Raw genomic sequence first — 12,180 nt, forward strand, 5'->3', positions numbered from 1 at the left:
TAGATACCCTAAATATTGTTTTAAAGTTAACATTCTTTAGGTATATTCTATAAAAGAGTACTTTTTCCTTCTTTTGCAATTTCTTCAATCCATTTACTTATAGACATTTTTACGTTTCTTTCATCATCTTTCATTAGAAGTTCCCCTCTCTTAAGAGATGAATTTTCTACTATTTTTAATTTTTTTATGTTATTTTGTTTTAATGTGTCATAAAAAAATTCTTTTTTGTTAGTATATATTTTAGATATTTCTCTAGGATTTACTTCTATTATTAGGTTATGGTTAAAATCTTTTATGTATTTATTTATAAGACTGTTATAAATTTTTCCCTCTACTAATTCTCTAAAAGCAGGATGAAAAGGACCTTCTATAATATCCCCTTCATAATTAATGTTTTCTGTAGGTTGAAGTCCTATTCTAATAACCTTAATCCCTTCACTGGTATACATAGAATATAAAATCTTGCTTATTTCTACTGCTTCTTTTAGAGTATATGGTTTGTATAAACCTTTTCCTAACATCTTCTCCATAGGAGTATCTTTTATAACTAAGGCTGGATATATTCTACAAATATCTGGTTTCATCCCTATACTTTCTTTAGCAGTATTTATATCCTTTTTAAAGGTATCTGAAGGTAACCCAAGCATTATTTGATGACCTAAAGTAAATCCATATTCTTTAATAAGCTTAGAAGCTTTTATTACATCATCCGCGCTATGTCCCCTACCTGACTTTTTGAGAACTTCTTCATCTAAGGATTGTACTCCAAGTTCTATTATATCTGCATTAAAACTCTTAAGGTGCTTTAATATGTTTTCATCTATGTAATCTGGTCTTGTAGACATTCTTATATAGTCTATTTTCCCCATATCCTTATACTCCTTAGCTACTGAAAGAAGCTCTCTTTGTTTTTCTATAGGTATCCCTGTAAATGTTCCTCCAAAGAAAGATACTTCAACCACTGCCCCTTCTCTTTCTATGGTATTTAAATACTCTTCTATGGTATTTCTTACTGTTTCAGCATTTACATCTTCTTCTTCTTTGATCCCCATATCTTTTAAGTTCTCTCCAGTAATCCTACTCTGATTACAAAATACGCAGTTATGAGGACAGCCTATTTGTGGTACAAATATGGGTATTATATAATGTCTTTTACTTTTCATTAGTTTCCTCCAACATCTTAAATGCTTCCTTAGCTGAGTTTTGCTCTGACTCTTTCTTACTATAACCTTCTCCTCTTCCCATAACATTATCATCTATTAAAACCTCTGTATAGAATTTTCTTCTATGGGGTGGTCCTTCAAACTTAGTAAGGTTATAAGTTATAGCTACCTCTCCATTTTGTTGAAGAGTCTCTTGAAGTCTAGTCTTATAGTCTAAAACTATTTCATTATTTATAGCCTTTTTTATAGTATCTTTTAGATTATCTATTATAAACTTCTCAACAGCTTCTATCCCTTTATCAAGATAAATAGCCGCAAATATTGCCTCTACACAATCCGCTTGTATAGAAACTCTCTCACGTCCTCCTGTGAGTTCTTCCCCTTTACTCATTTTTATATATTTTCCAAGAGACCATTTTTTAGCTATTTCATAGAGAGAATTCTCACATACTATTAAGGCTCTAGCTTTAGTAAGTTCTCCTTCTGTTTTATTTTCATAGTGGTTAAAAAGGTACTCAGTAATAGATAACTGTAGTACAGAATCACCCAAGAATTCTAGTCTCTCATTAAACTTCACATTCTTATATTGGTTAGCATAAGAACTATGAGTAAGAGCTATTTCAATATATTTCCTATTATTGAACTTAACTCCTATTTTATTCTCTAGCTCTTCTATCAAATTATTAAACATCATATGTCCAACTCCCACGGAAGTTTATTCTTCAACTTGCCAGAAAACTACAAATTCAAGAATAAACTTTTATTTCATATAATTAAAGCCCCGATTTACGGGACTTCTAAATGTTAATCTTCACTATTCTCTCTTATATATTCTACAACCTGGCCAACAGTGGTAACATTCTCTGCTTCTTCATCAGATATTTCTATTTCAAACTCATCTTCTAAAGCCATGATTAGTTCAACTACATCAAGAGAATCTGCTCCAAGATCATCAACGAAGGATGTTTCCATAGTTATATCATCCTCATTAACACTTAATTTATCTGCTATTATTCCTCTTACTTTTTCAAATATCAAATTTTTCACCTCCCTAAGAAATTCTATACCTAGATAATATTACATAATTACAAAGTCGTCAACAAAGAAAATATATAAACTTTATTCTTCAATTATTTTTTCTTTTATTTTCTTAATTACCTGGTTATCATGGAATATTTTAGCCTGCTTTATTGCATTCTTTATAGCCTTACTATCTGAACTTCCATGAGCTTTTATACATATTCCATCTATTCCAAGAAATGCTGCACCGCCCACTTCTTTGTAATCAAAGTCCTTTTTAAATTTCTTAAAGATAGGCTTTAACATTAAAGCCCCTAGTTTTCCTCTTGTTGAAGATAACATATTTTCCTTTAATGCAGAAAATATAGTTCCAGCTACGCCCTCATACATCTTAAGCACTGTATTTCCTACAAATCCATCACAAACAAGGACTTTAGTATCCCCAAGGGGAATATCTCTAGGTTCTACATTACCAATAAAATTCACTGTGGCCTCTTTTAAAAGTTTGTAGGAAGCCTTTGTAAGATCATTTCCTTTTTCTTCTTCAGCTCCTATATTAATAAGCCCCACTGAAGGTTTATTTATCTTCATTATACTTTCCATATATATACTTCCCATTTTAGCAAATTGAACTAAATAAGGTGGCTTACATTCAGCATTAGCACCACAATCTATTATCATAAAAGGACCATTCTTACCCGGCATAACAGGTGCAAGAGCTGGTCTATCTATTCCTTTTATTCTCCCAACAACTAAAGTCGCTCCAGCCATAAAGGCTCCCGTACTTCCTGCTGATATAACCCCATGAGCTTCCCCTTCCTTAACAAGGCTTAGAGCTTTATAAAGAGATGAATTTTTCTTTCTTCTTATAGCTTTAACTGGTTCTTCATTACAGTCAATTACCTCTTCTGCATCATGGATTTCTATTTTACTTTTATCATAGTCATGTTTCCTAAGTTCCTCATAAAGAATCTCTTTTTTCCCTGTGATTATTATATTAACATCTATTTCCTTGATTGCAAGAACACAACCCTCAACTATAGCACTTGGAGAATTATCTCCTCCAAATCCATCAACTGCAATTTTCATAATCAACGCCCCTTAAAATTCTTTTATATACAAAGAAAAGAAAGTCATAAGACTTTCTTTATTTTTCAGATGCAACAACTTCTTTACCCTTATAGTAACCACAACTCTTACATACTCTGTGAGCAAGTTTCATTTCGTGGCATTGTGGACATTCTATTATTCCCGGTACACTTAACTTGAAAGTTTGAGCTCTTCTTGAGTCTCTCTTCGCTCTATAAGTTTTTCTTGCTGGATTTCCCATTATTACACCTCCTTAATCACTTGGAAACAAGTCTTTTAACTTTGCCAGCCTTATGTCAATATCTAGGTTATCACAAGAGCAACTACCTAAATTTAAATTGGCACCACACTGCTGGCAGAACCCTTTGCAATTCTCACTGCAAAGTTTTTTAATTGGTAATGCCATAATTATACTTCCCTTAATTATCTCTGGAAGGTCTAAGACCTCATCTTCAAGAATAATATCATCTTCATCTTCACTGTCTGATATTGAGAATTTTTCATTCATCTCCATGTCTATAGGATAAATAAAAGCTTCTAAACACCTAGAACAAGGAAGGCTCAGTTTAGTATTAATTTTAAATTCTAAACTTACTATATCATCCTCAGAATTAATTTCACCACAGGCATTAATAGGATCTAAAAACTTAATTTTATCTCCCTCATGAATGAAATCTTCTCCTTTAAAAGAAAGCTCTACGGATTTTTTCTTTAATCTTTTTCCTGTTAATTCAGAAACATTAATTTTCATAATTTCACCCCATATAAAGCTTATTGGCTTCTGCCTTATATAGATTATATTCTATAGGGCATAACAAAATATGCCCTATGAACACAATTTATTATATAAACTTAAAATTTAAAAGTCAAGTTTATTTTGGAATTTATTTAACTAAACTTACTGTATCTCTTGCAATCATAAGCTCTTCGTTTGTTGGTATTACAAAGACTTTAACCTTTGAACCATCCTTGCTTACTTCTTTCACCTTACCACGTACGTTGTTCTTCTCAGGATCTATTTCTATTCCTAAGAATTCTAAGTCTTTACATATATCTTCTCTTGTCTCTATAGCATTCTCTCCAAGACCTGCTGTAAACACTACACAGTCAACTCCACCCATAGATGCAGCATAAGATCCTATGTATTGTCTAACCTTGTAAGTAAATATATCTAAAGCAAGCTGAGCTCTCTTATTTCCTTCTGCAGCTGCTCCTTCTATATCTCTAAAGTCTGAAGAAACTCCTGAAACTCCAAGTACTCCTGATTCCTTATTTAATAATGTATTTACTTTATCAGCAGACATTTTTAATTCTGTCATTAAGAAAGTAACTATTGCAGGATCTATATCCCCACATCTAGTTCCCATTGCTAATCCTTCAAGAGGAGTGAATCCCATAGATGTATCTACACACTCACCATTCTTAACTGCTGCAACACTTGCTCCATTTCCAAGATGACAAGTTATTATCTTAAGATCTTTTATATCCTTACCCATCTCATCTGCTGCTACCTTTGAAACATACTTATGTGAAGTTCCGTGGAATCCATATTTTCTTATAGAATTATTTTCATATAATTCATATGGAAGTGCATATATATATGATCTCTCTGGCATAGTTTGATGGAAAGCTGTATCAAATACTACTGACATTGGTGTATTTGGCATAAGTTCCTTACATGCATTTATTCCTATTATGTTTGGAGGGTTATGAAGTGGAGCAAGTTTTGCACACTCTTCTAATTCTTTCATAACCTCATCTGTTACAAGTACAGATTTAGCATATTTTTCTCCACCGTGAACAACTCTGTGTCCTACTGATGAAATTTCATCCATGCTCTTTATAACTCCATTTTTCTCATCAACTAAAGCATTTAGAACAAGCTCTATAGCAACTTTGTGATCCTTCATTGGAGTCTCTATTATATACTTATCTCTTCCTTCTACCTTTTGAGTAAGGATAGAACCCTCTATTCCTATTCTCTCAACTAAACCTACTGCTAATGCCTCTTCATTGTTCATATCGATTAATTGATACTTTAATGAAGAACTTCCACAGTTAATAACTAAAACCTTCATATTGTTTCTCCTCTCTTTTTATAAAAGATATTATTATTTATTTTATATCTAAATTCATTCTAAAAAAATTTTTTATTTATCAGCTTGAGCTTGAACAGCAGTTAAAGCTACAACATTTACGATATCATCTGAACTACATCCTCTTGATAAGTCATTTATTGGTTTTGCAAAACCTTGACATACAGGTCCTATAGCTTCTGCTCTTGCAAATCTTTGAACTAATTTATATCCTATATTTCCTGCTTGAAGATCAGGGAATATTAATACATTAGCCTTACCTGCAACCTTACTGTTTGGCGCCTTTTGCTTAGCTACCTTATCAACTATAGCAGCATCTAACTGAAGCTCTCCATCTATGTCTAAATCTGGTCTTAATTCTTTTGCTATCTCTGTTGCACGTCTTACTTTTTCTACAAGTTCATGATCAGCACTTCCCATACTTGAGAAAGAAAGCATTGCAACCTTTGGATCTATTTTACATAGATTCTTTGCTGTCTCTGCTGTAGCTATAGCAATAGATGCTAATTGCTCTGCAGTTGGGTTTGGATTAACAGCACAATCTGAGAAGAATAGCATTCCTTCTTCACCATATTCACAGTTAGGTACAAGCATTATAAAGAAACTTGAAACTACTGATACTCCTGGTGCAGTCTTGATTATTTGAAGTCCTGGTCTTAAAAGATCTCCAGTTGTGTGGACAGCACCTGAAACCATTCCATCAGCATTCCCAAGTTTAACCATCATTGTTCCATAGTAAAGAGGATCTCTAACTATTTTATTAGCCTTCTCTATTGTCATACCTTTATTTTTTCTAAGCTCATAAAAAGCATTAACATACTCTTCTGTTTTTGATGATTTATCTGGATCTATTATCTCTATTCCTTCTAAGTTAACACCGATACTCTTAGCCTTCTCTTCTATAGTCTCTAAATTACCAACTAAGATTACTTCTGCAAGCCCTTCTTTTTTTATGTCTTGAGAAGCCTTTAGTGTTCTTTCTTCATCACCCTCTGGAAGAACTATTCTTCTAACATCACTTTTAGCATCTTCCCAAATCTTTTTCATTAAGTCCATGTTCACTACTCCTTTCAAAAATAAGGCTTTCTATATATAATATACTCTTAATAGCATATACTTTTCAACAAAAAATCATAAATATATTAGCAAATACCAAATTCTTTATTTTGTAAATTTTCTGAATTCCCGAGAAAAATTACTTATATTTAATTTTTCCCAAAAATACTGTATAATATTATATATTTAAAATAAAAGGAGCATTTTTATGAAGATTAGTGCTATAATTTCTGAATATAACCCTTTTCATAGTGGTCACCTATATCATATCAAAAAAACTAAATCTTTAACAGAGGACTCTAAGTTAATCGTTTTAATGAGTGGAAATTTCACTCAAAGAGGTATTCCTTCAATGATTGATAAATGGAATAGAGCTAAAATAGCTGTTTTAAATGGTGCAGATTTAGTATTAGAACTCCCAACCCTCTTTTCCTTATCTTCAGCGGAGTTTTTTGCTAAAGGTGCTGTATCAATTTTAAATGGATTAAATTCTATAGATTATTTATCCTTCGGTAGTGAGTGGGGGGATATAAATAATATAACCCTCATTTCAGAAATTCTTTCTAATGAACCATTAAAATATAAGTCCTTGCTTAAAGGTTATTTAAATAAGGGGTTACCCTTTACTACCTCTAGAAATCTTGCCCTTAAAGATTACTTAAAGGAAAATTCAATGTCATCTAATACCATAGATAATATTATTTCCTCCCCTAATAATATTCTTGCTATAGAATATTGTAAAAGTCTAATAAAATTAAACAGTAATATAAAACCTTTAACCATAGAAAGAATAGGTGGAGGATATAATGATTCTTCTTTGAATCCAGTATTCTCTAGCGCCACATCTATAAGAGACCATTTAAGGCATAATAAAGATTTAAATCCCTTAAAAAGCCATATGCCTAAGGCCTCCTATGATATTCTATCTACCTTAAAGGATAATAATTATGATTTTGTATTTGAAGAGAAAATTTTTCCCTTTATAAAATATAAACTTTTGTGTAATAAGAATAATCTTTCTCTTATTCCTGAGGCTTCTGAGGGTTTAGACAATAAGATATTAAAAGAACTAATTAATTCATCCTCTTTAAATGAATTAATTCTAAAAATTAAAAGTAAGAGATATACTTATACAAGAATAAGTCGTATACTCTGTCAGTACTTTGTTGGTATTGAAAATTATGATATTTTATCTCTTAGGGAAAGTTATCCAGATTATATACGTCCCCTTGCTTTTAATGAAAATGGCATTAAAATTCTAAAAAATATAAAATTAAATAGTGAAACAAAGATCTTAAGTAGAGTACCAAAGGATAATAATCCATTTTTACAGTTAGATCTTCTGGGAACTAGAGCTTATAGTCTCTTATGTAATACCATTGAGGAAAATTCTGACTTTTTAACTCCTCCATTTATATTGAAATAGTAACAGCTTTTAAATTATATTAAAATTAATATAATTTAAAAGCTGTTTTTCTAATTTATGAATATTCTAAAATTATAGTAATATAATTTTTATGAATCAATTATTTGGAGGTTTCTTTGATATACTTATTTTATACTTCTATTATAGGAATATTCATTCTTATGTTCATTCTTTTTAAGAATAATAGAATAAATTATATAGCTACTTTTTTATTAACCTTAATAACCATATATTTTATTCTAAATCCTAACCTTATAATAGAATCCTCTAAAAATGGAGCTAAACTATTTTTTAACAATCTTTTCCCAACTTTATTTCCATTTTTAGTTATAACAGAGCTTTTAATACTCTATGGCGGCGTTTCTATTTACTCTAAAACTCTTGGTCCACTTATTTGTAAACCCCTAAAACTTCCAAGTCAATGTAGTTTAACCCTTGTAATAAACTTCCTTTGTGGATATCCTTTAGGTGCAAAATATAGTTGTCACCTCTATGAAGAAAAACTTATTAATAAAGATACATTTAAAAGACTTTTAAACATAGCTAGTAGTACTAATCCTCTTTTTATAATAGGAGCTGTAAGCTCATCTATGCTTAAGCTTCCAAGGGTCGGTTTCTATTTACTTATAGCTAATTATCTCTCATGCTTCATTATGGCTTATATAGGTCCCTTAAATAAAGAACCCTCTCTTGAGAAAACCACAAAATTTACAAACCCTAACTTTGGCTCTATCTTTAAAGAGGCTTTGGATAACTCACTAAAAACTGCCCTATCAGTTGGTACTTATGTTGTAATATTCTCTATATTAGTAGCTATAATTAAAAACTCTAATGGCTTCTATAATATAGTAAACTACTTATCAAAAATATTATTCTTTTTACCTAAAGATGCTATATCTGGTGTTGTTCTTGGAATTTTTGAAATAACTAATGGATCCTATATCTTAGCTGAAAGTTCACTTCCTATAAATTTAAAACTATCTTTTATAAGTTTTTTATGTAGCTTTAGTGGATTATCTATCATTTGTCAGGTTCATTCCTTTATATATAAGATAAAGGATGTATCCATCACTAGATACATCCTAAAAAAATTCATACAGGGCGTAGTAAGTTTTTTTATAACCTACGTTATATTTACTTTTATTCCCTTAGATATAAGTACTTTTAATTCTAACTTTAATCAAAGTATTTATATATCTTTTATACCATTAATAATACTTTTTATAATCCCTATGTTTATTTTAAAAATAAGAAAATTATTTAATGTTTCTTAACTCTTTTATGTTTTCTCTTATTATTTTTGTTGAATTTATCATGTCCTTAGATATGGATGTCAAATAACCGTCCATATCTTTTTTCATGCTTTCTAAAAGCATTCGTCCCTTTTCCTCTATTTCCTTATCTAAGGTGCAAAGAACTTCATCAGCATAATCTCTTGACCCAATCATCATTTCTTTTGCTTCTCTTTGAGATTTATTTATTATATCCTGAGCTCTTATCTCTGCTTCCTTTGTTATATCATGCTCTTCTATTTGCCTTCTTCTTATTTCTTGACATTCTCTCATCATGGAATCATATTGATGTTTTGCCTCTGAAAGCATTCTATCCTTTTCCCCCAGAACCCATTGAGCCTTTTTAAGCTCATCTGGAAGATAAGAAACTATATCATCTAATATGCTTAATAGTTCCTTCTTATCTAAAACTACCTTACCAGATATGGGAACCTTAGGAGCTGTATCTATTAATTCATGAAGATAGTCAATTAATTCTATAACCTCCATATAGCTCTCCCCCTATTCTTTTATCTTCCTCATTACATCTTCTATTATATCTTCTGGTACTAGTCCTTTAATACACCCTCCGAATTTTGCTACCTGCCTCACAGAGGATGAACTTAAATAAGAGTATTTTGCATTGGTCATCATAAAAAGTGTTTCAACTGTTGAATCCAGCTTATTATTCATTAAAGCCATTTGGAACTCATATTCAAAATCTGACACTGCCCTTAGTCCCTTTATTATGACTTTAACATCTCTCTCTTTCATAAATTCTATAAGTAATCCATTATAGCTTTCGACCCTAACATTTTTGTAGCTCTTTGTAGCTCTTTTAATAAGTTCTACCCTTTCTTCAATGTTAAAAAGTCCTTTTTTATCCACATTAACCAGAACCACTACTATTACCTCATCAAAAATCCTTGATGATCTTTTTATTATATCTAGATGTCCATTAGTTACTGGATCAAAGCTTCCAGGGTAAACAGCCCTTTTCATTATTAATCCTCCTTATACTTATAAAAACATACCGTGGTATTTCCATATATTCTCTTATCAGTTAATTGGATCTTATCATTTCCTTCATAAATGTCCTCAACAGAATCAATTTTAGTCACAATTAACCCATTAGGATCTAATATACTTCCTTCAGTTATCATTTCTATAGCCTTTGGAATCATGTCCTTTAAATAAGGAGGATCTATAAAAATCAAATCAAAAACTTTTTTATTTTCTATGAATCTTTTAAGAGCATCATAGGAATTCATATTGAGACAAGTGCATTCATCTTGAAATTTCAAGTTCTCCACATTCTTTTTTAAAAGAGGAAAAGTAACTGGACTCTTGTCAATTAAATAACATTCTTTTGCCCCTCTACTAACTGCTTCTAAACCTAAGCTTCCTGTTCCTGCAAAAACATCTAGAGCAACGGAATCTATAACATAATGTTGTATTATGTTGAAAATATTTTCTTTAACCCTATCTAATGTAGGTCTTGTTTCCATAGTCTCTGGTGCCAAAATTTTTCTTCCCCTAGCACGACCTGCAATTATTCTCATTTTTTGTCCTCCTTTAGTCTGCTTTATATCATTTTATCATAAGTAAAGATAGTCTACAAAATAATTTTAGCCCTATTAGTTAAAACATATGTATTTTGTTGTATTTTCTAGGGAGTTCATTATCTCTTTGCATACATTTAGATTCTCCATATTATCACTTTCTACTACAAGTTTAGCATCCTTATTTGCAGCTTTTAGTATATCTATATCCTCTACAAAATCACTTAATATAAGACCATTATCTCCATGTTGTCTAAATCCAAAAAGTTCTCCTCCCCCTCTTATTTTAAGGTCCTGTTCTGCAATATAAAAACCATCGCTGCTCATAGTCATTATTTGCATTCTCTTTTTAGTTACATTGTTATTAGCTTTAGCAATTAATATACAATAAGATTTGTACTCTCCACGCCCCACTCTTCCTCTTAACTGATGGAGCTGAGAAAGACCAAATCTCTCTGCATTCTCAATTATCATAACACTAGCATTGGGTACATTTACCCCAACCTCAATAACCGTAGTTGATATTAATACCTTTGTTTCTCCATCCTTAAATCTTTTCATTATTTCATCTTTTTCCTTAGGCTTCATTCTGCCATGAAGAATTTCAATAGATATTCCTTTAAGAAGTCCTTCTACTAGATATTCGTAGGTTTCTTCTACAGACTTAATTTTTAAGTCTTCATTTTCTTCAATTAAAGGGCAAACTATATAAACCTGTCTTCCTTTTTTAATTTCCTCTAAAGCAAGTTCATATCCAAGATTTCTATTTTCCTCATTATAAAAAACTGTATCTATCTTTTGTCTTCCTGGAGGTAATTCATCTATTATGGATATATCTAAATCACTATAAAGATATAAGGATAAGGTTCTAGGTATAGGAGTTGCTGTCATAACTAAAACATCAGCTTCTTCATTCTTATTCATAAGCCTACTTCTTTGGTGAACACCAAATCTATGCTGTTCATCTGTTATTATCATACCTAGTTTTTTAAATTCTACATCATCCTCTATTAAGGCGTGAGTCCCTACTACTATTATAGGATCACCATTTTTTATTCTTTCTTTAATTCTAAGTTTTTCTTTCCCCTTAGTACTTCCAGTTAAAAGTTCTACTTCTACATTAAATCCATTTAAAACCTTAATAATCTCTAAATAATGTTGATTTGCTAATATTTCAGTAGGAGCCATAAACACCCCTTGATAACCATTTTTTATTACATTAAAGATAGCTATTATGGCTATTATAGTCTTTCCACTACCTACATCTCCTTGAACCAATCTATTCATAGGGCTACTCTTTTTTTCATCTATAAGTATTTCCCTCATTACTCTGCTTTGAGCCTTTGTTAATGAAAAAGGTAACTTCTCCTTTAATAAAACTAACTCCTCAGAAATTTTAAATTCTATACCCCTTCTATTTCCCTTTATATGCTTTTTAAGCATTAGTATCTTTACAGAATAGGTAAATAGCTCTTGAAACTTTAATCTCTCCTTAGC

At 31.0% G+C, this 12,180-nt stretch carries 14 protein-coding genes; 2 read left to right on the plus strand and 12 right to left on the minus strand.

Annotation, left to right across the window (positions count from 1 at the left end; genetic code table 11):
* Positions 1-47: 47 nt before the first annotated feature.
* The 8 genes from AB2369_RS00825 to pta form a co-directional block, all read right to left on the minus strand.
* Positions 48-1,163 (minus strand): elongator complex protein 3, encoded by a 1,116-nt coding sequence (locus AB2369_RS00825; RefSeq protein ID WP_367664569.1) that lies wholly within the window; start codon positions 1,161-1,163, stop codon positions 48-50.
* Positions 1,153-1,857, minus strand: a complete 705-nt coding sequence (gene rnc, locus AB2369_RS00830; protein WP_367664570.1) for a ribonuclease III — start codon at positions 1,855-1,857, stop codon at positions 1,153-1,155. The genes AB2369_RS00825 and rnc overlap by 11 nt, the downstream gene beginning before the upstream one ends.
* Before the next feature lie 110 nt (positions 1,858-1,967).
* Positions 1,968-2,198 carry an acyl carrier protein gene (gene acpP / locus AB2369_RS00835; RefSeq protein ID WP_367664582.1) on the minus strand — a complete coding sequence of 77 codons (231 nt, stop codon included), beginning with the start codon at positions 2,196-2,198 and terminating at the stop codon, positions 1,968-1,970.
* 84 nt (positions 2,199-2,282) lie between these two features.
* On the minus strand, positions 2,283-3,272 hold the full coding sequence (gene plsX / locus AB2369_RS00840) for a phosphate acyltransferase PlsX (protein ID WP_367664571.1): 990 nt from the start codon (positions 3,270-3,272) through the stop codon (positions 2,283-2,285).
* Between the two features lie 58 nt (positions 3,273-3,330).
* Positions 3,331-3,513 carry a 50S ribosomal protein L32 gene (gene rpmF / locus AB2369_RS00845; RefSeq protein ID WP_367664572.1) on the minus strand — a complete coding sequence of 61 codons (183 nt, stop codon included), beginning with the start codon at positions 3,511-3,513 and terminating at the stop codon, positions 3,331-3,333.
* Between the two features lie 12 nt (positions 3,514-3,525).
* Positions 3,526-4,023, minus strand: coding sequence for a DUF177 domain-containing protein (locus tag AB2369_RS00850; RefSeq protein WP_367664573.1), 498 nt, complete (start codon positions 4,021-4,023; stop codon positions 3,526-3,528).
* Between the two features lie 133 nt (positions 4,024-4,156).
* Positions 4,157-5,350, minus strand: a complete 1,194-nt coding sequence (locus AB2369_RS00855; RefSeq protein ID WP_367664574.1) for an acetate/propionate family kinase — start codon at positions 5,348-5,350, stop codon at positions 4,157-4,159.
* Positions 5,351-5,422: 72 nt separating this feature from the next.
* A complete protein-coding gene (gene pta / locus AB2369_RS00860; protein WP_367664575.1) occupies positions 5,423-6,424 on the minus strand; it encodes a phosphate acetyltransferase in 1,002 nt (333 codons plus the stop codon).
* A 208-nt stretch (positions 6,425-6,632) separates the two neighbouring features.
* Here pta and AB2369_RS00865 point away from each other — a divergent pair, with 208 nt between their 5' ends.
* Both AB2369_RS00865 and ylbJ read left to right on the plus strand, forming a co-directional pair.
* A complete protein-coding gene (locus AB2369_RS00865) occupies positions 6,633-7,850 on the plus strand; it encodes a nucleotidyltransferase (protein WP_367664576.1) in 1,218 nt (405 codons plus the stop codon).
* A 116-nt stretch (positions 7,851-7,966) separates the two neighbouring features.
* Positions 7,967-9,124, plus strand: coding sequence for a sporulation integral membrane protein YlbJ (gene ylbJ / locus AB2369_RS00870; protein WP_367664577.1), 1,158 nt, complete (start codon positions 7,967-7,969; stop codon positions 9,122-9,124).
* Here ylbJ and AB2369_RS00875 read toward each other — a convergent pair.
* The 4 genes from AB2369_RS00875 to recG form a co-directional block, all read right to left on the minus strand.
* Positions 9,107-9,631 carry an ATPase gene (locus AB2369_RS00875; protein WP_367664578.1) on the minus strand — a complete coding sequence of 175 codons (525 nt, stop codon included), beginning with the start codon at positions 9,629-9,631 and terminating at the stop codon, positions 9,107-9,109. The genes ylbJ and AB2369_RS00875 overlap by 18 nt on opposite strands.
* A 12-nt stretch (positions 9,632-9,643) precedes the next feature.
* A complete protein-coding gene (gene coaD, locus AB2369_RS00880) occupies positions 9,644-10,123 on the minus strand; it encodes a pantetheine-phosphate adenylyltransferase (protein ID WP_367664579.1) in 480 nt (159 codons plus the stop codon).
* 2 nt (positions 10,124-10,125) lie between these two features.
* Positions 10,126-10,683 carry a 16S rRNA (guanine(966)-N(2))-methyltransferase RsmD gene (gene rsmD, locus AB2369_RS00885; RefSeq protein WP_367664580.1) on the minus strand — a complete coding sequence of 186 codons (558 nt, stop codon included), beginning with the start codon at positions 10,681-10,683 and terminating at the stop codon, positions 10,126-10,128.
* Between the two features lie 75 nt (positions 10,684-10,758).
* Positions 10,759-12,180, minus strand: a 1,422-nt coding sequence (gene recG, locus AB2369_RS00890) for an ATP-dependent DNA helicase RecG (RefSeq protein WP_367664581.1), incomplete at its 5' end; no start/stop codon positions are given.

The organism is Clostridium sp. (assembly GCF_040797585.1).
Lineage (GTDB): Bacteria > Bacillota > Clostridia > Clostridiales > Clostridiaceae > Clostridium_Z.